Consider the following 24231-nt stretch of genomic DNA (forward strand, 5'->3'; position numbering starts at 1 on the left):
ACATGCCTTAACGATTTAGCGCCGCAGTAAATGCGCGGCAAGAAAGGCAAACAGCAGGCTGGGCAGTAGCGCCCCGACGGCGGCCGGCAGTTGATATACCAGGCTAAGGGGGCCGAAGACCTCGTTGGCAATAAAGAAGCCAAAACCGGTTAATACCCCCATAATCACCCGCGCGCCCATGGTCACGCTACGCAGCGGCCCGAAGATAAAGGACAGGGCCACCAGCAACATCACACCAACAGTTACCGGCTGGATGATTTTACGCCACAGAGCCAATTCATAACGGCTGGCATCCTGGCTGTTATTTTCCAAATACGTCACATAATCAATCAAACCGCTTACTGACAACGCTTCGGGCTTAATCTTGACCACTTCCAGCTTATCCGGCGTCAGGCTAGACTCCCATTTGCCTTGCTTGTCCTGCCGTTTGGTCACTCTGCTGTCAGAAAAGTCCGTGGTAGTGACCTTGTTCAAGCGCCAGCTTTGGCCAACAAAGTTGGCCTGTGCCGCGTGAACAATACGGGACAAGTGCAACTGTTCATCAAATTCGTAAATGCTCACATCCAGGAGCTGGTCTTTATTCACCACCTCACCAATACTGACAAAGTTTCGTCCGTCCTTGGCCCATTCCAGGCGCTCGGACGAAAACAGGCTGCCACCGGAAATCGCTTGTGTTCGAATAGCCTTGGCATGCGCCTCGGTAGCCGGTGCCACCCACTCGCCAAGCGCCATCACAAACACCACCATTAACAGGGCTGATTTCATCGCCGAGGCAATAATGTTCCAGCGGCTCATGCCCGCCGCCTGCATCACCACTAACTCACTGTTGCTGGCCAACATCCCCATGCCTATCAGACCCCCAATCAGGGTTGCCATGGGAAAGAACTGTTCAATCTCGCGCGGCACGCTCAACAGCACATAGATACCGGCTACCATCATGTCGTAATTGCCGCGATCCAGATATTTAAGCTGCTCAACAAATTTTATCAGGCTGGAAAGCCCCACTAACACCAGCAAGGTAATAAAGATGGTACTGATAAGTGTTCGGGCCAGATAAAGATCCAGGGTTTTAATCATGCTGGCCTCCCCTGACCTTTAAACCTGGCGCGTAATTTCACCCCGAAAGAACGACCACGGACAATCAGTAGTGCGCCGATAAATAAAATCACGGCATGCACCCACCATAGTCCCAGCCCAGGAGGCACCTTGCCATTTTCCAGCACCTTGCGGCCGGCCATCAACAACAGGTAATAGCCCAGATACAACAGCAAGGCCGGAAAGATTCGGCCAAAGCGCCCCTGCCGTGGATTCACTGCACTTAAGGGCACTGCAATTAACACCAAAAAAGGTAATGACAACGGAATCGCCAGGCGCCACTGCATTTCAGCAATGGCGTCTAATTCCTTGTCACCCCATAACTGACTGGTGGGGTAAGCTGCCAGCTTGCGAGCCTTGTGTTCTGGCGTGCGCTCGGCAATTTGTACCTGGTATTCATCAAATTTCACCACGTGATAATCCAACTTTTCCCGCTCGCCTTCATACTGAACGCCGCCACGTAAAACTAACTTCTCGGAACCATCAGGCGCCTGCTGCACAGAACCGTTATTGGCATAAATCACCCTGAAGGCATTTTCCCCCTTGGTGGCATCCTGCTGAGCAAGAAAGATGCGCTCAAGCTGGTTATCACCCGAGCCAATATCGTGCACAAAAATCACCGCCTTCTGATTGGCGGTTTGCTGGAATCGTCCTGGGATCAAACTGGTTAGCCCCGATTCAGCACTGATTTTTTCCTCGAGCTGATACTCCACTTCCATTGACAGCGGGGCCAGCCACAACGTCAGCGCGCCCGATACTGCGGCCACCAAGACAGCTAATACCAACATCACTCGGGTGACATACCATTCGCTGATGCCACAGGCACGCATCACAGCCATTTCGTTATCTACATAGAAACGACCATGCGCCAGCATAATGCCAAGGAATAAGCTAAGGGGTAGAATTAATGACGCCAGCACCGGCATATTCAGAGCCAAAAAGCCCAATACCAGTCCAGCAGGAATATCACCATCGGTGGCTTCAGCCAGCACACGGACAAATTTCTGGATTACGAAAATAGCCATCAACACCAGAAAAACCGCGACCTGGGACTTGAATGTTTCTTTGAGTAAGTAGCGAAAAATCAACACGTCCGGTCCAATAGAAAAGCGGGATTTTTAGTGGAATGCTGTAAATTTTTAAGTAAACTTAATGTTTTCACAAGTTTAATTTGCGATTCCGGCCTTTTTTAGCGGTTTTGGCAACGGGATAACTAAAAAATTCCCTGTCATATCAAGTTGCCCGGCAGCATCCTTATTTTCATGCTGGCACAGACATCGACGAAAAGGCTAACGCACCAGATGGTTGAACACCAGAGTTAATGGGGTGAAGGATGGAATTTAGTGTAAAAAGTGGCAGTCCGGAAAAACAGCGCAGCGCCTGTATTGTGGTGGGTGTATTTGAACCCCGCAGACTAAGCTCGGTTGCCGAACAACTGGATGAAATCAGTGGCGGTTATATCAGTAATCTGCTGCGCCGGGGCGATCTGGAAGGCAAAGCCGGGCAAATGTTGCTACTGCACCATGTACCAAACATTCTTAGTGAAAGAGTGTTGTTGGTTGGCTGCGGTAAAGAACGTGAGCTGGATGAGCGCCAATATAAGCAAATTATTGCCCGCACCATCAGCACCCTGAATGAAACCGGCTCTATGGAAGCCGTGTGTTTCCTCACCGAGTTACACGTAAAAGGCCGCGATACCTACTGGAAGGTACGGCAGGCAGTGGAAACCACGCAGGATTCGCTGTACAGCTTTACTCAGCTGAAGACCAAAAAAGAAGAGCCGCGCCGTCCACTGCGTAAAATTGTCTTTAACGTACCAACCCGCCGCGAACTGCCGGTAGGTGAGCGTGCCATCAATCATGGCCTGGCTGTCGCTACCGGGGTAAAAATCTGTAAAGACGTGGCCAATATGCCGCCGAATATTTGTAACCCTGTTTATCTGCTGGAGCAGGCCAAGTTGCTTGCCGAGCAGAATACTAAGCTAACGGTGGAAGGTATTGGCGAAGCACAGATGACTGAGCTTGGCATGCATACCTACCTGGCCGTTGGTCGTGGCTCACACAATGAGTCTATGATGACAGTCATGCACTACCAGGGTGGCATTAGTGGCCAAGCCCCTATCGTGCTGGTAGGAAAAGGACTGACCTTCGACTCTGGCGGTATCTCTATTAAGCCAGGCGAAGCCATGGATGAAATGAAGTACGATATGGGTGGCGCAGCCTCCGTATTGGGTGCGATGGCCTCGCTGGCCCAGTTAGACTTACCCATCAACGTTATCGGCGTGCTGGCCGGTTGTGAAAATATGCCCGATGCCAATGCCTATCGTCCTGGTGATATTCTTACCACCATGTCGGGCCAGACCGTTGAAGTGCTGAATACCGATGCCGAAGGTCGTTTAGTGTTGTGTGATGCGCTAACCTATGTGGAACGCTTTAACCCGGACACTGTGGTGGATGTGGCAACCCTGACCGGAGCTTGCGTCATCGCACTGGGCAAACACGCCTCAGGCATTATGAGTAGCCACAACCCACTTGCGCATGAGCTGATCAATGCCTCAGAGCAAAGCAGTGACAGGGCCTGGCGCCTACCGCTGTGGGATGAATACCAAGAACAAATTGAAAGCCCCTTTGCCGACATGTCTAACTTAGGTGGACGCCCGGCCGGAACTATTACAGCCGCTTGCTTCCTGTCCCGTTTTACCAAGAAGTATAATTGGGCGCACATGGATATTGCCGGCACAGCCTGGGTAGGTGGTGGCAAAACCAAAGGCGCCACAGGGCGTCCTGTACCCATGCTGACTCAGTTCCTGATGAACCGCGCCGGCGTGGAAATGGAAGACTGATGCTTTGGCAGAAGTAATCTTCTACCTGCTGGAGCAGGATAAACTCGACAATCAGCCAGCGCCCCTTGCGCTGGCTTGTCAATTAGCGGCCCAGGCTTTTCGCAACAAGCAATCCTGCTTATTGTGGTGCCAGGATCAATCTATGGCCGAAGCGCTGGATGAATTGCTATGGCAGCGCCCAAGCAATGCCTTTATACCGCATAACTTAAGCGGAGAAGGACCGCCTAAAGGCACGCCGGTGGAAATCAGCTGGGTTGGACAACAACCCAACCCTCGTCCCGTGCTGATCAACCTTGCCGAGCTGCTGCCACCGCAGCATCCGCGCGCCCGGCAGATTTATGACTTTGTGCCCGCATCAGAACAACAAAAACCGCAGGCCAGAGAACGATACAAACAATACCGAGGTCAGGGCCACCAGTTGGATACCCGGGCCGCATCAAGTCTAAATGAGAGCTGAGATGGATAAGACTTTTAATCCACAGAACATCGAACAAAGCCGTTACCAACAATGGGAACAGCGCAACTATTTTAAAGCCAGCGGCCAAGGTGAGCCTTACTGTATTTTGTTGCCACCGCCAAATGTGACCGGCAGCCTGCATATGGGTCATGGCTTCCAGCAAACCATTATGGATGCCCTGACTCGTTACCATCGTATGAAAGGTGACAACACCTTATGGCAAACCGGTACCGATCACGCCGGAATCGCCACCCAGATGGTGGTTGAACGCCAGCTGGCTGCCCAGGGTAAAAGCCGTCACGATTTAGGCCGCGACGCCTTTATCGAGAAAATCTGGGAATGGAAAGAACACTCCGGCGGCACTATCACCTCGCAAATGCGTCGCATAGGTGCTTCTTGTGATTGGACTCGTGAAGCATTCACCATGGATGACGACTTGTCCCATGCCGTACAGGAAGTCTTTGTACAACTGCACGAAGAAGGCCTGATTTATCGCGGTAAACGCCTGGTTAACTGGGACCCTGTGCTGCATACCGCGGTATCCGACTTAGAAGTGGTCAGCGAAGAAGAAGCCGGCCATATGTGGCATATGCGCTACGCACTGGCCGATGGCAGCGGCGAGTTGGTGGTTGCCACCACGCGTCCTGAGACCATGCTGGGCGATACCGCCGTGGCTGTGCATCCTGATGACGAACGTTACCAGGCCTTTATTGGCAAGGACATTCGTCTGCCACTATCTGGCCGCTTGATCAAAATCATCGCTGATGACTATGTCGACCCGGAATTTGGCACCGGCTGCGTAAAGATTACCCCAGCCCACGACTTCAATGACTATGAGATTGGCAAGCGCCATAACCTGGAGATGATTAACATCTTCACCAGCGACGCCAAGGTCAATAACAATGCACCAGAAGCCTATCAGGGACTGGACCGCTTCGCGGCCCGTGAAAAAGTGGTACAGGATTTAGATGCGTTAGGTCTGCTGGTCAAGATTGAAGATCATAAGCTTAAAGTACCTCGCGGCGATCGCACCGGCGCGGTTATCGAACCCTATCTGACCGACCAATGGTATGTAGCGGTAGAATCACTGGCAAAACCTGCCATTGATGCGGTGGAGTCGGGTGAAATTCGCTTTATCCCGGAGAACTGGAACAAAACCTACTACCAGTGGATGTACAACATTCAGGATTGGTGTATCTCCCGTCAATTGTGGTGGGGACACCGTATTCCAGCCTGGTATGACGACAAGGAGAATGTCTACGTAGGTCGCAGTGAAGCCGAAGTGCGCGCCAAGCATGGCCTGGCTGACGATGTGGTACTGCGCCAGGACGAAGACGTACTGGATACCTGGTTCTCCTCTGCCCTGTGGCCTTTCGCTACTATGGGTTGGCCAGAAAAGACCCCGGAGCTGGATACCTTTGTGCCCTCTTCCGTGTTGGTTACCGGTTTTGACATCATCTTCTTCTGGGTAGCCAGAATGATCATGATGACCAAGAAATTCACCGGTCGCATTCCGTTTAAGGAAATCTATATTACCGGCCTTATCCGCGACGAGCAGGGCAATAAAATGTCCAAGTCCAAGGGTAACGTGCTGGATCCTATCGACCTGATTGACGGTATCGATCTGGAATCTCTGGTGGCCAAACGCACAGCCGGCATGATGCAGCCACAACTGGCCGAGAAGATTGCCAAACGCACCCGTGCCCAATTCCCGGACGGTATTGCCGCTTACGGTACCGATGCACTGCGTTTCACCTTCACCGCCATGGCGTCCACCAGCCGTGATATCAACTTCGATATGGGCCGGGTAGAAGGCTATCGTAACTTCTGCAACAAGCTTTGGAACGCCTCACGTTTTGTGCTGATGAATACCGAAGAGCAGGATACCGGTGTTAAGGGTGGCGAGCTGGAACTGAGCCTGGCCGATAAGTGGATATGGGCGCGCTTCCAGCAAACCCTGACGGCTTTCGAAGCAGCACTTAAAGATTACCGCTTTGACCTGGCCTCACAGGCTATTTATGAGTTTACCTGGAACCAGTTCTGCGACTGGTATCTGGAGCTGTCCAAGCCTGTACTGAATGCCGACACCAGTAGCGAAGCGCAAAAACGTGGCACCCGCCATACGCTGGTAAACGTGCTGGAAAGCCTACTGCGTTTGATGCACCCCATCATGCCTTTTATTACTGAAGAAATTTGGCAGCGCGTAGCACCACTTTGCAAGGCTGATTATCAGGACAGTGACAGCATTATGCTGCAAGCCTTCCCAGTACAGGACAACAGCCTGATTGATGAGCAAGTACTGAGCGACATCGAATGGGTAAAACAAGTGATTGTTGGTGTACGTAATATCCGTGGTGAAATGGATATCAGCCCCAGTAAGCCACTGTCGGTGTTGTTACGTAACGCAGGTAGCGAAGACAAACGCCGTCTGGCCGATACCGAGCTGCTGCTGAGCAAAATGGCGCGCCTGGAAGACATCACCGTATTACCCGAGGGTGAAAAAGGCCCAGCTTCCGCCACCGCGATAGTGGGTGACATGGAAGTGATGATCCCCATGGCCGGCCTGATTGACAAAGATGCTGAGCTTGCGCGTATAGGTAAAGCGCTTGAAAAACTTCAGGCTGATATGGCCCGTACCCAAGGCAAACTAAGCAATGAGAGCTTTGTCAGTAAGGCACCACCAGCGGTGATTGAAAAAGAGCAGGCCAAATTGGCCGAGTTCCAGACCCAGGTAGATAAACTGCTGGAACAAAAGCAAACCATCGAAAGCCTGTAAACAGCCTAAACAAAACCCTGCCTTGTGCAGGGTTTTTTGTCTTAAGACAAAAAAGAGCATCGCATAGTCGTGCCGATTTCTATCCCATCGTAGTTTCCACCCATCGAAATTCCTCGTCCTGAAAGAATAGAATTGCGCTACTATCGAAGCGGAGAAATACCAATTATAAAAAGGATCAACAGTGAGACTATTACTTTGTATTCTGCTGGCTATCCCTTATAGCCTGCAGGCCTTTGCCGAACAAGATGAGGGCTACCGCAGCCCACCATCCATTATCGCTGACCTGGTGGATGCACCGCGTTCTCCTGGCGTAGCCATTTCCGATGACAGAAAATGGATAGCCTTCCTGAAAAGACCAAGCACACAAACCCTGGCTGAATTAGCCCAGCCGGAAGAAAAACTGGCCGGTTTGAAAATCAACCCAACTATCTTTGCACCAAGCCGGGCCTTGGGCTACCAGGGCATCCAGCTTAAAAGCCTGGATGGCAGTGTAGCTTTAACCCTCAATAACTTACCTCAGGGTAAGATCATGGATGTCAGTTTTGCACCGGACTCGCAAAAACTGGCTTTTGTGCTGGAAGGCGAACAAGGTCTGAACCTGTGGATTTATCACTTAGCCAGCCAACGTCTGCACAAGGCCAGCGAGCGCTTTATCAGTGCCTCACTGCGCGGAGAAAAGTACTTGTGGTTGGATGACTCGTCTGGCGTATATACCAGACTGACGGTTGCCAGTGCCGACCAGCGGCCAAAACAAAGCTTGTCAGCCACCAAGCCAGTAATCCAGACCACCGATGGCAAGAAAGCCGCGGTGCGTACCTATTCTGACTTGCTAAAGTCTCCCTATGACGAAGCCTTATTTGAGTTCTTAACTCGCTCTCAGCTGGCCAGGATTGATCTGGCTGGCAAGGTAACCCTGCTGGGTAAACCGGGCATGATCAGTGAGTTTTCCCCCTCGCCAGATGGCCAGTACCTCTTGGTATCGCAGTTACAAAAACCCTTCTCTTACATGGTGCCCTACAGCCGTTTCCCTAAGCTGATTGAGGTCTGGAATACCAGCGGAGAGATAGTCAAGTCACTGGCCAAGCTGCCATCCGGTGAAACCATCCCCAAAGGTTTTGACTCTGTTCGTGAAGGCCCCCGTGATGTGCACTGGCGTGCCGATGTTGCTGCCACTCTGGTATGGGCAGAAGCCCAGGATGGCGGCAATATGAGTGTCGATGTTCCCCACCATGACGCGCTTTTTAGTCTGGCCGCCCCCTTTAAGGCAGCACCAAGCGAAATGCTGCGCCTGGAACGTCGCTATAGCGGTATTCAATGGGGTAATCAGGGACTAGCCGTGGTTAGCGAATGGCGTTTTGCCGATCGCACCTTGCGCAGTTGGAAATTCCAGCCTGCCAATCCACAAGCCGACTGGGTCTTGTTCCAGGAGCGCTCCTATAACGACAGATACAAAGATCCCGGTAACTTTGTTCGCCAGCGCAACCAGTATGGCGAGTCAGTGATCAAAATAGACAATGGCAGTCAGGTCTATTTAACCGGTCGGGGCGCCTCCCCCAAGGGCAATATCCCCTTCCTGGAACGCTATGACTTCAGCAACAACAGTAAAGAGCGCCTCTGGCAATCAGAAGCTCCCTACTACGAGCAAGTGATGCTGGTACTGGACGATAAGGTCACAAAATTACTGACCTTGCGTGAATCTCAAACCGAACAACCCAACTTCTTTGTTCGGGATCTCAGCGCCGATAAGTTAACTCAGTTTAGTGATTTTCCACATCCCAGCCCCGGTTTTGTTGGCATCAGCAAAGAACGCATCCAATACCAACGCGCCGATGGTGTCGCATTAAACGGTACCTTGTATTTGCCACCGGGTTACGACAAGTCACAGGGGCCTTTGCCTGTTTTGCTATGGGCTTACCCCAGGGAATTCAAAGATAAAGAGGTAGCCAGCCAAGTAAAAGACTCCCCCTATGAGTTTGTGCGGGTCAGTTACTGGGGCCCCATGCCACACCTGGCACAGGGCTTTGCGGTATTTGACGACCCGACCATGGCCATAGTCGGTGACGGCGATGCCCAGCCCAACGATAACTTCCGTACCCAGCTGGTACAAAGCGCCGAGGCCGCGGTAAAAACCCTGGTAGACAAAGGTATTGCCGACCCAGAGCGCATTGCCATAGGTGGGCACTCATACGGTGCCTTTATGGTGGCAAACCTGCTAGCGCATAGCGACTTGTTTAAGGCCGGTATTGCCAGAAGCGGTGCTTATAATCGAAGCTTGACGCCTTTTGGCTTCCAAGGTGAAGAGCGAAGCTTCTGGGAAGCACAGGATGTCTACGCCACTATGTCGCCATTCTTCCATGCAGAAAAAATCAACGAACCCATGTTAATGTTGCATGGTGAAGATGACCCTAATTCCGGCACCTACCCTATGCAATCTGAACGCATGTTCGCGGCAATGAAAGGCTTGGGCGGACAAGCGCGACTGGTTATGCTGCCCCATGAACAACATGGTTACCGGGCCCGCGAGTCATTGCTACATATGCTGTGGGAGCAATATCAGTGGCTTGAAACCCACGTCAAAGCAGCTAAGTAGTATTAAGGAGGGCAACAGCCCTCCTTTCCCATGCGTTGGATTTTTTTGAGTGCAAACTCAGGCCTGGGATACAATGTACCACGCTGATATTTATAGAATTTTGAGGTATCTGTGAAGATCAGTCACATATTCTGCGCCAACCTGGCGTTTGTCTGTTTGTTTTTGGTGTACTTTGAACTGGAAATACCTTTCCTCTTCAGCGCCATGATGTTGTTGCTTATCCCACTGCGCTATTTTCGGATGGGACGCAATGGCTTCACTAACGCTATCTGGTTTTTGTTTTACAGTGCCACACCGGCCTTTATTGACTTTACCATGCTAGCCGTCAGTCCCATGCAGGAACTGGCCGCCATTGCGTTAGTTATATTGTCCATTACCTATTTGTATTTTTTCTTTGGCCGCTTTGGTGTGCACAGAATCAGAATGGAGCCCAGTAAATGACTGTTCAACGAATTAATCCCGGCAAACGAATGTCAGATATTTGTATTCACAATCAAACCGCTTATTGGGCCGAAGTACCGGAAAACCTGCAGGCGGATATCGAAGCACAAACCCAGAACCTGCTAAGCCTGGCAGAAGGCACACTGGCCGATGCAGGCAGCAATAAGGCGGCGCTTATCAGCGCCACTATCTATTTAAAAGACCGAAGTTTGTTTGATGGTTTCAACAAAATCTGGGATGCCTGGCTACTCGAAGGTCAGGCACCGGTTCGTGCCTGTATTATTGCTGAACTGGTTAATCCGGATATGCTGGTTGAGATTGTTTTTACCGCTGCCGTAGCATGACTCTCGGCAGTGGATAGTTAACGCACCTATCCACTGCTTACTGCGGCATTTTTACAGGGCCTTTTTGGTTGGCATCACCACGTTGGCAAAGATCAATCCCGCCACCAAAGACATAAAGATTAGAAAGGTTTCTTGTCCTATGTGCTCAGCAGAGACAAAGTCTTGTCCGGATACAAAGGAGTTCAAACCTATATAGGTTTTTGAGCCAGGTACCAGTACGATCAGCCCCTGCATAACGACAATACTGGCTGGCGCATTCGCCAGTCGGGTAAAGAGATTGGAATACACCCCCACGGCAAAGGCGCCAACAAAGGTGGCCAAACCATGCTCAAGGTAAGGTGCACTAAAAATACTGGCGCCATAAGCAATAAAACCTGACAGCAAAGCCCAGGGAGCATGCTTAAGGCGAATGCGAAAAATCACAATCAAGGCAGTGCAAAGCAGTAAAATAGCAAGCCAGGCCATCCAGCGCGGTAGTTGCGGGGCAGGCACAAACTCGGCCTGACCAAACAAACTGAAGCCAAAAGCAATCCCCAGAAAAGCACCAAAATACAGTTTAAATAACAGCATAATGGCATCCATTACCCTGGCGGTGCCAGAAACCAGATGCCGGGAAGACAACTCCGCAAGCCCAAGCGCCAGCGCCAGACCAGGTATAAACACAATTATCGAGGACAGCACCACCAGGCGGATATTAATACTGGCATCCAGATAGCTACTGATGGCACAGGCCAGTAAGCCTGCAGTCATCGCCACCATAGGTTCCAGCATATGGGTGACCCGGCGTGATTGGCCAGCCCATAACACCCAGCCGTACACCACCAGGCCAACCAGGCTGGACCACAGAACATCATGCCAACCAGAGCCAAGCAACATAGCAAATGCACCACTGGAGAGGCAAAATGCTCCGCCGGTAGCCAGCAGATTATAAGGGTTGGGTAAGGCATCAATCTCATCCAGCCGCTGATCGGCTTCGGTCAGCGTCAACTTGCCTTCAAGCAGCTGCGTGACTAGCTCATCGGTGCGTGACAGCGAGCCCAAATCCAGTTCACCCGGTTGCACTCTGGCAGCATGAGTATACTCATCCTCGTGCTTATCGCTCCAGATCACAAAAGTCAGTGACGTAGGGGTGGCGATAAATGATGCATGCACCCCCAGATAAGTCGCGACCTCAGTCAGGTGAGCCTCTTGACGAAAAGCAGGTGTACCGTACTTGTGCAACATCTTGCCAAGCTTAACGATAAAGCGTCTTATCTGAATAAAATCGGCCTTGTGCACCTTACCTGTTCCTCAATAACTCACTGCCCTGCAATTTAGGGATCAGCTTAGACGGCTGATATCCAAAGAGAAGGCGACCAAATCGGGCGCGGATTGTAATGTCAGTCAGCGCGAGATACAAAGCATATTTTTTATACAATTCGCATTAGCGAAACTAATTTTACGCTTTGCTAATACCAAACGGCTGTTCGATATCAGTATTCCCCTATATTCATCTGGATTCCACTCTCTATTTTGACTATTACTCCAAAGAATAGTCCTTGTAATCAAGGTGTTGGCTATCAGCGAAATTGTTTAATATAAGTACGTCTTTACTGAATGACTCAGACGCTTGCTGCAAGCCTTAAATATTGCACTCCCTATTCATAAAATCAGCAACGACAGCACCTAGCGCCAACGTTGTGTTCTTAGCTGCGGGTAGTGCTATCGGGGCTTGCTACATAATTCCATGGCTCTTCAACCCTATACGGTTGAAAATCAGTCCTGTACCTGTGCTTAAATTGACCGGTTACATGAATACTGATTCAATCCAATCAGCTCACTACATATTCAACCGCTGCAATAATGCCTATATCAATGGAAGAAGGAGTAAGCGAATGGGAATTTCAGCACAGCCAGTTTGGACCGCTGAGCCGCAAGCGGGCTATCAGATCAATTCCACTGCCATTAGTAACAATGGGCAAGTGTGCGTACTTGGCACCTCCGAGGAATACGGTAATGGCGATTTCTCGGTATGTTGCTATGACCAGAGTGGTACGCTGCTATGGCAAGACAAAATTGGCGAAGATATTTACCAAGGTGTCTATTGGGTTACGGTAAGCGGTAACGGCCGTTATGCAGCAGCTGGCGGCACTCTTAGCCATCAGGACACCAATAGCGGCTTTTTATATGCCTACGACAGCACCACAGGTAAACGTTTGCTGGATTTGCCAACCCAAAGTCGCGTCAATCAGGTCGCCTTGTCAGATACAGGCGAGACCCTGATTGCGGTTGCTGGCAATAAATTATTGCTCTGTATACTTAAAAATGGCCAGTATCAGCTGGCAGACCAATATAGCTACACAGATCAATATTGCCAAAGCTGCCAGTTGAGTGCGGATGGCCGCACTGCTGTTGTAGCGACCACCCGCAGTTATGAGGTGACACAGGGAGCGGCAGGCACTGTCGGTCACTTCCCTATCAGGGCCGACAAACTGCAGTGCCCTGAGTTATACCAGGCCGATGCTGGCTTACAACGGGTAGCCATCACTTATGATGGCACCTGGTGGGCAGCGGCCAGCCACAATGGACAGGCGCTGGCATTTAGTCTTGAGCGTCCGGCTCAACCGGCCTGGCAATATCAACCAAAGGATTTGATGCTCTCGGTTGCTTACGCCATCGCCATTCAAAAAGGCAATGATGGCTCAGTGTACCTGGTATGTGGGGCTAACCTTGCCGAGCAAAGCCACGGCTGCCTGTTTTGTGTAAAGTCGGGGGCCCGTCTACCTTGCGTGCCAGCACCGCTATGGCAAAAAAACACCCAGTACGATCCTAACCCTGGCGTAAATATGGATAGTCAGGCAATCTATGTAACGGCAACGGACGGTCAGCCTGAAGCATCAGGACAGGAAACACCAGGAAACTTCTACCTGATCGACGTGCTAAGTGGTAAAACCTGCTGGCAGGTTCCTACGTCCCTGATGAATTGGCCCATGGCCATCGGTGCTGACGCCAGCGCCATATTTGGTGCCAGCGACAATGGCACCGCTTATTATTGGTCGGCATCCTAAGGGTAAGCTATTGCGTGAATCTCCTGCCTCGGGCAAATTCCCATTGAAAACCGTCCCCCGCAAGCACTTGCTGGACAGCAGAGAAATGCTTCGCAGCCTGGTATTAGGCGGGGCCTGGTTACTATTGTGGCGCCTTGCGGTCTTAATGGAGTATGCCCCACACGCTAGTATCTGGTTTCCTCCTGCAGGACTCAGCTTTGCCGCGTTCCTGATTATGGGACTGCGTGCGGTCCCTATCATCATGCTATGCAGTCTGATCGCGACATTTTGGGTGGATGATCTATACCGGATGCAACAATCCTGGGAACAACTCGCCTACACAGGCGTATTGTTTGGCGCCGCCCATAGCCTGTCTTACTATTGTGGTGCGGCATTACTGAAGCAGTTGATACGCAGCTCCTTTAGCGATGCCCTGCCAAAAATCATTCTTAGCTTTTTGATCCTTGGCACTCTTGCGTCTCTGCTGGGCGCCCTAGCTGGCACCCAAGTACTGGCGGGAAGCGGTTTAATTAGCTCGCAGGAAGCTTCGGCTATTTGGCTGCCTTGGTGGATTGGCGATATGGCCGGTACGCTAGTGCTCACCCCACTGTTTATTGGTTTACTTAGCTGGCGTTACCCTCTGATTGAAGGTTGGCTGGGGGGGCTGGACTTTAAGCAAAGCGATCAAAGTTGGTACGGCTTCCTAAGTAAACTGCTGCTCAGCACCTCATTGCTGACATTAACCATGCTGCTGGCAGCTAATTTTCGCTATTCGGAAGTGTCCTTTGCGATGTTCTTTCTGATTATTCCACAAATGTGGATTGTCTATACGGAGTCGCCTTTTCGGGCGGCACTGAGCCTCGCTATATTCAGTACACTGACGGCTGTGTGGGTATCGGCCCTGTCACTGATGGACTTTGCATTGGTGTATCAGTTTGCTATTTGTGTCATTGCCGCTAGCGCATACTTCGGCCTGGCGGTACCGGTACTGGTGGCACATAACAAGCAATTACGGGAGCTGGCCTTGAGTGACAGCCTGACGAAAGTCGCCAGCCGCCAGCACTTTTTTGAGCAGGCCGAGCAGGAAGTAGCCCGAGCCAAACGCTATCAACAGCCGATTTCTCTGCTGGTCTTCGACATAGACCGTTTCAAACAAATTAATGACCAATTCGGCCATACCGCGGGCGACAATGCCTTGGTTTTGGTTGCTGAAGCCATAGGGAAAGGCTTACGCCAATCAGATTTGCTCGGTCGCTTTGGCGGCGATGAGTTTTTATTGTTGTTACCAGCTACCTCACTTGAGAAAGCCTGTGAAACAGCTGAACGACTGCGCCAGGCTTTACATGCAGTGAAGGTAGAAAACACCCGCCACTTCCTTTCCGGCAGCTTTGGGGTAGTACAGCTCGAAGCTGACGAAGATTTTCAGCATGCCTTTGAGCGCGCAGATGCTTACCTACTGAAAGCGAAAAAAGCCGGTCGCGATCAGATTTACAGCAACCGGCCACAAGCTCAGAATTAATTTAACGCATCATCCTGCCAGTATTTGGTACCTTTGATGGTGGCTTGTAAGGCTAATCCCGCCTCAGTCAACTGATAGATTTCCACGTCATCGGCCACAATTTCCGCTGCCGCCGCAGCACCTTTATCGTCGGCCTTAGCCGCTGCGTCGGCATGTGCACCCACCATCCATCCACTTTCCACAAAGCGATCAAAAGCGGCGCGGGTTTTAAAGATAAACACCGCGCGAAAATCTTTCACGCCCAGCCCAAGGCCAATTCCCGCTTCGCCCATCTTCATATAGGTGTCCTTGCCATTGGCATTATTGTGCGCCACCCCGTACCCGCCGGAAAAACTGGCAAAGATGAGATTTACATTGGCATTACTAAACACCGCATAACCTGGGGCGGCCGCCATCTTCTGACGAATATTGGACTGGTGCTTTTGCACCGACGAGACGGTTTCCTGCACCATCTTCTGCACATCGGCCCGGCGCTGTTCTACGGTTTTTTGTCCACTACTTGCACAAGCTACCAACAGCAGAGCAATAACCATGACACTGATATGTTTAATCATCTTTAAAGTTCTCTTTTTGGTTGAATGAACAATAAACAGCATAAGCAGCAGAAAAAAACTTGCAAGCAGACTCCATACAAACTAAATTGATATCACTTTGATATCACACTTACTTGGTTATGATGAAAGAAAAAACCGGATTTTCCATTAATGGCTACCTGGTGTTAGCCGTTTTACTTGTGGTGGCGGCTATCACTGTGGTTCCTCTTGGTCAGTTGACCGATACTCTGCCCATTCTCAGTCTGGTATTTCTGGGCTTAGAAGCTGGCGCGTTAGCAGGCTTTATGAAGGTACAACCCAATCAGGCGAAGGTTATGACCTTATTCGGTGCTTACGTAGGTACAGTCAAAAAGAATGGTCTGCGCTGGACCATTCCATTTTTTAACCGCCGCACTGTGTCACTGCGTATCCGCAACTTCGAAAGCGGTAAGATTAAGGTGAACGATAATCAGGGTAACCCTATCGAGATTGCCACTATCGTGGTGTGGTCTGTCAGCGACAGTGCCGAAGCCGTATTTGAAGTTGATGATTACGAGAGCTTTGTCAATATTCAGAGCGAATCGGCCCTGCGTAATATGGCGAGCTCCTACCCTTACGATCCGCAGGAGGAAGATGCTATTGCCCTGCGCAGCCATCCACAAACCATTTCAGAGACCCTTAAACAAGAGATTCAGGATCGTCTGGATAGAGCCGGGGTGACGGTACACGAAGCGAGAATTAGCCACCTGGCCTATGCGCCGGAAATCGCCAGCGCCATGCTGCAACGTCAACAGGCCAGTGCCATTGTCGCAGCACGCACTCGTATTGTTGAAGGCGCGGTCGGTATGGTCGAAATGGCGCTGGATAAACTGCAGGAAAAAGACGTCGTAGAGCTGGATGAAGAGCGTAAAGCAGCGATGGTCAGCAATCTGTTGGTCGTGCTATGTGGCGATAAACATACGCAACCGGTGATCAATGCTGGCAGCCTTTACTAGCCTGAGTGTGCTGACGGTGGTAACCACACTTACCACCGTCGAATCAGTGCACATAAAGCCAGATTTAACGATATCCGACGCTATAATGACTCCTTTGGCGTTGCATCAGTTTGAAAATAACGACAGCATACAGCCCCCTGCGCCTGTATCGCTTGGTGCAGCCTCAGTAACGACTCGATGAGTAAGGTATAAGTTTGTCCAAGAAAGCCTACCCACTTCGCATTAATGCCGACGTCCTTGCCGCGATGCAGCGCTGGGCTGACGATGAACTGCGTAGCCTGAATGCCCAAATTGAGTATGTGCTTCGCGATGCGCTGGTACGTCAGGGCAGGGTAAAAATCGTGCAAAAGGTTATTACGCAGGTGGAAGCAACCTCAGCGGATGACCCACAAGATAAATAGTCACGCCCCTTACTTGGCACGGCTCTTGAATCATCAACGGCATTCAACGTCTTACAACAGAATTTTGACGGAGTCTGCCATGACCACTAAAACCCTGATCAATAACATTGAAACCTTATCTGTTACCTTGAATGAAGGTCAGCTGATTCAATTCCTGGATATTATGGATGCCATGGCCGCTTTGTTGGCGCAGGCCCAAGGACAGGACGTTGCCAAGCAGGTACAGAATTACGCAGAGTTTTCAGCGATACAAGCCGCGGGAATTCACTGAAAGTGACTTCTCAACGCGGCCCGGGGCGATTATTCTACGAAGTAGGTTCCCCAGCCGTCGTAGTGCACCTGATGCTTATCGGCAATCGCCAGCAGTGTGTCGGTGTCTTTGTTGATCACCTCTAGTGTCAAAGGACGTTCAATCACAGCGTCAAAACAAAACAAGGTGCCACCATCATCCAGCACCAGCTCTTCGGCATCACCCACTTCAAAGCCGGCCTTAAATGCATCTACAGCGGCCTTTTCCAGGCGGTCAAAGTTGTCGCTGGCAAAATGATACTCAATGGAATGCGGTAATTCTGCATTACTGCCATCATTTAGCAGCGCTTCAATGGTTTCCTGATTGAATTCATACCATTCGTTAAGTTCAGCACTCATTATTTTGTCCCATCAGTCGTAAATTGCCCGCAGTCTAGCCTGCTTTTGCATCAACGCCAATCATCATCAGGATTTAGCTTCCAGCTCTGCCACTTCTTTGTTCAGCTGGTCAATCTTGTCTTGCATTTGCTGATGAAAATACTGCGTCCATCCTTTCAAATCCCGGCTGTCATCCAATGCAACGGGGGCGGTAACATCCACCAGCACCACACCGTTGTTCCAGCGATTCCATTTGATTTTGTTGTGCAATTCACTGGCGCAGATCATACGAACCGGCTCGTTGGTTTCCCGCGCAATACGAAAAGCACCTGTCTTAAAGGGCAGTAACCCGCGCCCATTGCTTCGCGTACCTTCAGGGAATATCCATACGGAAATCCGTCGCTCTTTTATCTTACGAATAGTTTGTTTGAGGGTACTGCTGGCTTTACTGCTGTTCAGTCGGTCAATCAGAATGTTGCCGGATAGCCAATACATCTGTCCCATCAACGGTACCCATACCAGGCTTTTCTTACCCACAGTTACCGTGCCCGGTTGAGTGGCGGCACAAATGGTAATGAGATCATAGCTATTCTGGTGATTGCCAATATACACATAGGGACCGGCACTTTTTGTGTCTTCGGCCACCCGCACTACCACCTTTACCCCGAGCAATCTGGAAATACCGGCGTACAAACGGGCACCATGGTGCACATTGTCACGATGAAAGGGTCTGACCAGGCAGATCAACAACAAAAGCAGATTAACAACGACAAAATAAAGCAGAGCCAGCGGGATGCGAATCAGAGCAAGCACAGCAACATCCAAGAATCAATCAGGTCGCAGAGTATACCTTTTTTCATCCATGAGGATATCTGATCAGTCATATCTACACCTATAACGGGACTGATATACCTCGCCAGGCGGCGAAAGCCGCCTTAAAGGTGATGAAACTCTCTCACAGTCAGATTACACTCTGTCACTCAAAATAGTTTCGCCGGCGAAGCGAAGAGTAAGGCAGCAGAATGCAGACATTCCGACATGACGACCTGGACACCGATATCCTCAATGACCTGCTAGAGGAGATCAATGAACTCTACGAGGCCAGCGAACAGACCTTAATAGAGCTGGAAATTAAACCCCAGGATAATGAACTGCAACGTGCGCTGTTTCGCTCAATTCACACCATTAAAGGTGACTTGGGTCTAGTTAACTTCACACCGATGATTCCCCTTCTTCAACATGTGGAAGACCTGCTGGATTATTTACGCAAGGGACAAATTCGCTACACCAGTACCATGAGTGACTTGGTTCTGCTGACCATGGACAGGGTAAAACTGTTCGTACAAAGCTGTATCCAGTCAGGCAGCGCTCAGTATGACGAAGGGCTCTATCAATTACTGGTTAAACAAATTGCCCGTATCACCCCTGAAAACCTGGCCGAACACGAAAAACTGCTCGCCGAGTCTGTGCTGCTATTAGATCCTACTTTGGATGCCCAGCCTGCCATTGAAGCGTCCTTGCCGGCAGCAAAAGAAGAAAACAGCGGTCATGCACTGGATAATATTGGCTTACACGGTGATCATGATGACGATGAGCACCGGGATATCATCTTCTTCAGAGAATTAATGGAACCGGTGGAGCGCCGCTCCAAATACTGGCAGGGCCGTGGAGACCGCATCGCCCGCCTGGCCTTGTACCTGAATAAACTCAAAGGCAATCCGGTGGAGCCAAACCAATTGGCCGTGGCCTGTTATGTACACGATTTTGGTATGGCCTTTATGCCATTAAAAGTGTTGCATAAAACCACGCCACTGGAACAGACAGAGTTCAATCTGATGCGCTCTCATGTATATAAGAGTGCCCGTTTGCTGGAGCACTTGGACCAATGGAATGAGGCCCGTAAGATCGTTATCCAGCACCATGAACGCCTGGATGGCTCGGGCTACCCGCTGGGTTTAAAAGATGCTGACATCTGTGAAGGGGCTAAGTTGCTGGCCATTATCGACACCTTCGACGCATTAACCCATGCCCGTGCACACGACACGCACACCAAACGCCCCAAAAAACGTGCGGTGATGGAAATTAACCGAGTCGCTCCTGGTCAATTTTGTCCAGAATGGTTAAAAGTGTTTAATCAGGCAATGGCCAGTTTGTTACTCAGGCAGGAATAATCCCTTACGGGCAATATTGTCCTGAACAAGGATGTTATGGCACAAGTAATTGGCGAAACTGTGCCGCCAACGGAGATAAGGGCCGTTGCTTGAGTTGTAACAAAAACAGTGGACGATGCAGGTTCCGACTCCAGGACATATCAAGCACTTGTAAGCGCCCCAATGTCAGTAATTCCTCACATACCTTTAACGGCAATATGGATAAACCCAGTCCTGCAGCTACCGCCCGGGCGATGCCTTCATTATTGCCAATTTCGAGACTCGCTTTAGGTATGATGCCAGCGTCCTGCAAATGCCTTTCCATCCAGCTTCGGGTTCCCGAACCTGGCTCCCGCCAAAGCCAGCGGTGCTGATTCAGACTATCTTCGTTTACTTGCCAATCGGCGGGGCACACCAACTTAAGGGGCTCATCGCACCAATGACGGGTGGCAATGCGAGGGTCATTCACCTGCCCTTCAACCAGGGCCAGATCCAATCTGCAATCCAACAGGGCCTGACAAATTTCCTCGGTATTAGCCGAGGCTAAACTCAACTGTGCATCTGGGTAAGTGGCACAGAATGTTGTCATAACATCGGTTAGCCAATATCCGGCAATAGTGCTGCTGGCTCCCAGGTGCAGATGGCCGCGCTGACAATCTAGGCGGGCTTGCAAGTCATCCAGCGCCGCGCGCTCCAGGGCAAAAATTCCCCGCGCATGCTCAAGCAATGCCTGACCATGTTCAGTCAATTGCCACTGACGTCGTCCTCGCAAGGAAGATCTGGTGCGTTCCAATAACGCCAGATCGAGCTGATGCTCTAACTCGGTTACCGCTTTGGATACCGCAGGCTGGGTGATGGCTAGTCGCTCTGCGGCACGGGAGAAGCTCCCCAACTCCGCCACATGCATAAAGACCCTGAGTAAATGCAGATTCAGATGCATAACTAAAACTCATATTTTTATAAATTCAATACATTATTATTATATAAGATTAAGTTCTAAGATATACCCATATTCCCCATAGGAGATGTTGTATGTGGTTATCTCTGCCTTTTTCACGCCCGAGTCACTTTGCCGCCCTGTTATTGCTGGGGCTGGCAAGTTGGGGGTGTATCAGCCTGAATCAGCATGGCTGGGTTGCGGTCTCGCCATTGATGTTGGCTATCCTGCTGGGCATCATTATCGGGCACAGTGGTTATCAGCGCGTAGAAGATAAGTTTGCAATAACAGTGCAGTGGGCAAAAGGGCCGCTGCTACGGCTTGCCATCGCCTTATATGGGTTTCGTCTCAGCCTGGAGCAGATCCAGCAGGTCGGCATCAATGGCGTGCTGCTAGCAGCCCTGGTTCTGAGCCTCACGATAGGCACCGCGCTCTGGATGGGAAAACGATTAGGGCTGGACAGGCAAACCAGCCTATTGGTGGGTGCCGGTAGCGCCATTTGCGGTGCGGCTGCCGTGCTGGCTTGCCAGTCACAACTCAAAGCCAGTGACGAGAAAGTGTCGGTCGCTATCGGCTGCGTGGTGTTGTTTGGCAGCTTGGCGATGCTGTTTTACCCCTTAACTTATACCTTCCTGTCTCTGACCGACCACCAGTTGGGCTTGCTGATTGGTGCCACAGTACATGAAGTGGCGCAGGTAGCTGCCGCGTCAGGGGCCATCAGCGAACCCGTTCAGCAGGTGGCCGTGATCGAAAAAATGCTGCGGGTGATGCTGCTCGCTCCCTTCCTGTTGTGGTTAAGCTGGTCTCAGAAGACTGACGAAAATGCACCAGGCTCACGGCTGCATATTCCTTGGTTTGCCTTAGGGTTTCTGCTGTGTAGCCTGATTAGCTCAATGGACTGGTTATCCAATGAAAGCCTCGCGGCGATCAGATTTGTCGATGAGCTGATTCTAACTATGGCAATGTTGGCACTGGGCTTAAATACTCGTATCGCCGATGTGCTTAAAGCGGGGCGCCGCCCCTTAGTGATGGCGGCGGCGCTGTTTGTTTTGTTGATTGGTGGAGGATTAACACTAACCCTGGCGTTAACTTAATCCTGTGCTGGGGTCTCGGTGCCAGGCTCCGCGCTTTCCGCGACCTGCGCACTGGCCTTATCAGGCAGGATCACTTCAATGCCATCCACACGCTGCAAACCCCGGGGCAGCTTATGCCCCCTACGGCCTCTTTCGCCCTGGAAGTGGCTAAGATCCTCGGCACTTAATGTCATGCCCCTTTTCCCAGCCAGGATCTTAACCTGAGCACCCTCAGGCACTACGGCCAGCACCTTAACGTATTCTTCTCTGGCCTGTGCCTTAGTAGAAGGAATACTGATGATCTTATTCCCTTTTCCTTTGCCCAGTTCCGGCAAGTCCTTAAGGGGGAACATCAACATGCGTCCCTCGTTGGAAATCGCCAAGCAACAATCGCTTTGCAGATTACGAACATGCTGAGGCGGAAGCACTTTCGCCGCCATAGGTAAACTCAGATAGGCCTTACCGGCTTTGTTTTTGCTGACCATGTCAGCAAATTTACCGATAAAGCCATAGCCGGCATCGGAGGCTAACAGGTATTGCTCATCATCGTTGCCCATCACCACATGCTCGAAGCTTTCTCCACCGACAATATTAAAGCGGCCGGTTAAAGGCTCGCCCTGACTGCGGGCAGAAGGCAAGGTATGGGCATCGCAGGCAAAGGTACGTCCTGAAGAATCCAGGAATACCGCTTGTTGATTACTCCGCCCTTTAGCCGACGCCAGGTACTGGTCACCGGCTTTATAGCTAAGGCCAGGCGCATCAACATCATGCCCCTTGGCACAACGTGCCCAGCCTTTTTCAGACAAGACGATGGTCACGGCTTCCGATGGCACCAGTTCTTTCTCAGAAAGCGCCTTGGCTTCAACCCGCTCAATGATAGGTGAACGGCGGTCGTCGCCATAATGCTCAGCATCAGCGAGAATCTCTTTCTTAATCAGATTTTTGAGCTTGGTGTTGGAACCCAGAATAGCTTGCAGCTTGTCACGCTCGACAGCCAGTTCATCCTGCTCACCACGGATCTTCATCTCTTCCAGTTTGGCCAGGTGGCGCAACTTAAGCTCAAGAATGGCTTCGGCTTGCTTATCACTCAGTCCGAATCTGGCCATCAGCACGGCTTTAGGTTCATCCTCGGTACGAATGATGTGAATCACCTCGTCAATATTCAAAAAGGCAATCAGTAAACCTTCCAGAATATGTAATCTGGCCAACACTTTTTCCAGACGATACTGCAGACGGCGGGTAACAGTGCCTCGTCTAAACTCCAACCACTCACTGAGTATGCTACTGAGGTCCTTCACTTTAGGACGGTTATCCAGGCCAATCATATTGAGGTTAACCCGGTAACTTTTCTCCAGATCCGTGGTGGCAAACAAATGTTGCATCAGTTGTTCAACATCAACCCGGTTAGAACGCGGCGTAATGACCAAACGGGTGGGGTTCTCATGATCGGACTCATCACGTAAGTCGCTGACCATGGGCAATTTTTTCGCCTGCATCTGGGCAGCGATCTGCTCCAGAATCTTGCCGCCGGAGGCCTGGTGAGGCAAGGCGGTTATCACCACTTCGCCATTTTCTTCACCGAAAACGGCGCGCGCTTTAATAGAGCCGCGGCCGGTTTCATAGATCTTTTGAATCTCATCCCTGGGGGTAATAATTTCAGCTTCGGTGGGATAATCCGGCCCCTGTACAAACTGCATCAGTTCCTCAACCTGTGCTTTGCCATTATCCAGCAAATGCGCACAGGCCTGGGCCAGTTCACGCAGGTTATGAGGCGGGATATCGGTGGCCATACCCACCGCAATGCCCGTTACGCCATTCATCAGAATATGTGGCAGACGCGCGGGCAGCACCTTTGGCTCTTTGAGGGTGCCATCAAAGTTTGGCACCCAATCAACCGTGCCTTGTCCTAACTCGCTAAGCAATAATTCACTGTAGCGGGAGAGTCGCGCTTCGGTATAACGCATGGCGGCAAAAGACTTGGGATCGTCCGGTGCCCCCCAGTTCCCCTGCCCATCCACCAGCGGATAGCGATAGGAAAAAGGCTGGGCCATCAGCACCATGGCCTCATAACAAGCCGAATCACCATGGGGGTGGAACTTACCTAACACATCACCCACGGTACGAGCTGACTTCTTATACTTGGCGGTTGCACTGAGCCCCAAATCAGACATGGCATAAACAATGCGACGTTGCACGGGTTTCAGACCGTCACCAATATGCGGCAGCGCCCGATCCATAATGACGTACATTGAATAGTTCAGGTAGGCATCTTCGGTAAAACGCCTTAGAGGCAACTGCTCTATACCGTCGGCACTGATACTGATTTCTTGGCTCATAGAATTTTTTGCTTTACGAGATTAACTTCGGGAAATGGGACGTAGCGTTGCGTTGCGCTGTTGTCAGTAATTTAACCAAACGGAATTGA

The 24231-nt window shown here is 50.9% G+C and carries 21 protein-coding genes; 13 read left to right on the plus strand and 8 right to left on the minus strand.

Features of this window, described 5'->3' with window-relative positions; genetic code table 11:
• Positions 1-15: 15 nt before the first annotated feature.
• Both lptG and lptF read right to left on the minus strand, forming a co-directional pair.
• Positions 16-1077, minus strand: coding sequence for an LPS export ABC transporter permease LptG (gene lptG, locus IEX02_RS03580; protein WP_188690362.1), 1062 nt, complete (start codon positions 1075-1077; stop codon positions 16-18).
• Complete coding sequence (lptF, locus tag IEX02_RS03585) at positions 1074-2186, minus strand: LPS export ABC transporter permease LptF (RefSeq protein ID WP_188690364.1); 1113 nt, start codon at positions 2184-2186, stop codon at positions 1074-1076. The genes lptG and lptF overlap by 4 nt, the downstream gene beginning before the upstream one ends.
• Before the next feature lie 242 nt (positions 2187-2428).
• On the opposite strand from lptF, the gene pepA reads away from it, so the two are divergent.
• The 6 genes from pepA (at position 2429) to IEX02_RS03615 (ending at position 10545) form a co-directional block, all read left to right on the plus strand.
• A complete protein-coding gene (gene pepA / locus IEX02_RS03590; RefSeq protein ID WP_188690366.1) occupies positions 2429-3937 on the plus strand; it encodes a leucyl aminopeptidase in 1509 nt (502 codons plus the stop codon).
• Positions 3938-3941: 4 nt separating this feature from the next.
• Positions 3942-4394, plus strand: a complete 453-nt coding sequence (locus IEX02_RS03595; protein ID WP_188690368.1) for a DNA polymerase III subunit chi — start codon at positions 3942-3944, stop codon at positions 4392-4394.
• 1 nt (position 4395) lies between these two features.
• Positions 4396-7170, plus strand: coding sequence for a valine--tRNA ligase (locus IEX02_RS03600; RefSeq protein WP_188690377.1), 2775 nt, complete (start codon positions 4396-4398; stop codon positions 7168-7170).
• Positions 7171-7351: 181 nt separating this feature from the next.
• Positions 7352-9760, plus strand: coding sequence for an alpha/beta hydrolase family protein (locus IEX02_RS03605; protein WP_188690380.1), 2409 nt, complete (start codon positions 7352-7354; stop codon positions 9758-9760).
• A 111-nt stretch (positions 9761-9871) separates the two neighbouring features.
• A complete protein-coding gene (locus tag IEX02_RS03610) occupies positions 9872-10201 on the plus strand; it encodes a hypothetical protein (protein WP_188690381.1) in 330 nt (109 codons plus the stop codon).
• The gene (locus IEX02_RS03615) at positions 10198-10545 is read left to right on the plus strand and encodes a RidA family protein (RefSeq protein WP_188690383.1); all 348 of its coding nucleotides are present in this window, start codon (positions 10198-10200) and stop codon (positions 10543-10545) included. Before IEX02_RS03610 ends, IEX02_RS03615 begins: the two co-directional genes overlap by 4 nt.
• Before the next feature lie 51 nt (positions 10546-10596).
• Here the strand turns inward: IEX02_RS03615 and IEX02_RS03620 are convergent, their stop codons facing one another.
• Positions 10597-11823: a threonine/serine exporter family protein gene (locus IEX02_RS03620; RefSeq protein WP_188690385.1), complete on the minus strand. Its 1227-nt coding sequence runs from the start codon at positions 11821-11823 to the stop codon at positions 10597-10599.
• Between the two features lie 596 nt (positions 11824-12419).
• Between IEX02_RS03620 and IEX02_RS03625 the strand changes: the two genes are divergently transcribed.
• Positions 12420-13592 carry a WD40 repeat domain-containing protein gene (locus tag IEX02_RS03625; RefSeq protein WP_188690388.1) on the plus strand — a complete coding sequence of 391 codons (1173 nt, stop codon included), beginning with the start codon at positions 12420-12422 and terminating at the stop codon, positions 13590-13592.
• Positions 13561-15090, plus strand: coding sequence for a sensor domain-containing diguanylate cyclase (locus IEX02_RS03630; RefSeq protein ID WP_188690390.1), 1530 nt, complete (start codon positions 13561-13563; stop codon positions 15088-15090). Before IEX02_RS03625 ends, IEX02_RS03630 begins: the two co-directional genes overlap by 32 nt.
• Here the strand turns inward: IEX02_RS03630 and IEX02_RS03635 are convergent.
• On the minus strand, positions 15087-15644 hold the full coding sequence (locus IEX02_RS03635; protein ID WP_188690393.1) for a lipid-binding SYLF domain-containing protein: 558 nt from the start codon (positions 15642-15644) through the stop codon (positions 15087-15089). The two genes, IEX02_RS03630 and IEX02_RS03635, sit on opposite strands and share 4 nt — an antisense overlap.
• Positions 15645-15763: 119 nt before the next feature.
• Here IEX02_RS03635 and IEX02_RS03640 point away from each other — a divergent pair, with 119 nt between their 5' ends.
• From IEX02_RS03640 to IEX02_RS03650, 3 genes are all read left to right on the plus strand, one after another.
• On the plus strand, positions 15764-16618 hold the full coding sequence (locus IEX02_RS03640) for an SPFH domain-containing protein (protein WP_229702029.1): 855 nt from the start codon (positions 15764-15766) through the stop codon (positions 16616-16618).
• Between the two features lie 245 nt (positions 16619-16863).
• Entirely contained in the window at positions 16864-17019 is a 156-nt protein-coding gene (locus IEX02_RS03645) for a type II toxin-antitoxin system antitoxin (protein ID WP_505625237.1), read from the plus strand.
• Positions 17020-17098: 79 nt separating this feature from the next.
• On the plus strand, positions 17099-17290 hold the full coding sequence (locus tag IEX02_RS03650) for a hypothetical protein (RefSeq protein WP_188690395.1): 192 nt from the start codon (positions 17099-17101) through the stop codon (positions 17288-17290).
• A gap of 29 nt (positions 17291-17319) precedes the next feature.
• Here the strand turns inward: IEX02_RS03650 and rraB are convergent, their stop codons facing one another.
• Positions 17320-17667, minus strand: coding sequence for a ribonuclease E inhibitor RraB (gene rraB, locus IEX02_RS03655; RefSeq protein WP_188690400.1), 348 nt, complete (start codon positions 17665-17667; stop codon positions 17320-17322).
• Between the two features lie 66 nt (positions 17668-17733).
• Positions 17734-18459 (minus strand): 1-acylglycerol-3-phosphate O-acyltransferase, encoded by a 726-nt coding sequence (locus IEX02_RS03660; protein WP_188690402.1) that lies wholly within the window; start codon positions 18457-18459, stop codon positions 17734-17736.
• A 209-nt stretch (positions 18460-18668) separates the two neighbouring features.
• Here IEX02_RS03660 and IEX02_RS03665 point away from each other — a divergent pair, with 209 nt between their 5' ends.
• A complete protein-coding gene (locus tag IEX02_RS03665) occupies positions 18669-19817 on the plus strand; it encodes an HD domain-containing phosphohydrolase (RefSeq protein ID WP_188690405.1) in 1149 nt (382 codons plus the stop codon).
• Between the two features lie 34 nt (positions 19818-19851).
• Here IEX02_RS03665 and IEX02_RS03670 read toward each other — a convergent pair whose 3' ends face one another.
• Positions 19852-20736, minus strand: a complete 885-nt coding sequence (locus IEX02_RS03670; RefSeq protein WP_188690408.1) for a LysR family transcriptional regulator — start codon at positions 20734-20736, stop codon at positions 19852-19854.
• A 92-nt stretch (positions 20737-20828) separates the two neighbouring features.
• Between IEX02_RS03670 and IEX02_RS03675 the strand changes: the two genes are divergently transcribed.
• Positions 20829-21827, plus strand: coding sequence for a YeiH family protein (locus IEX02_RS03675; RefSeq protein WP_188690411.1), 999 nt, complete (start codon positions 20829-20831; stop codon positions 21825-21827).
• Here the strand turns inward: IEX02_RS03675 and parC are convergent.
• Complete coding sequence (gene parC, locus IEX02_RS03680) at positions 21824-24142, minus strand: DNA topoisomerase IV subunit A (RefSeq protein ID WP_188690414.1); 2319 nt, start codon at positions 24140-24142, stop codon at positions 21824-21826. The two genes, IEX02_RS03675 and parC, sit on opposite strands and share 4 nt — an antisense overlap.
• Positions 24143-24231 lie beyond the last annotated feature (89 nt).

Source organism: Bowmanella pacifica, from assembly GCF_014645355.1.
Classification (GTDB): domain Bacteria; phylum Pseudomonadota; class Gammaproteobacteria; order Enterobacterales; family Alteromonadaceae; genus Bowmanella; species Bowmanella pacifica.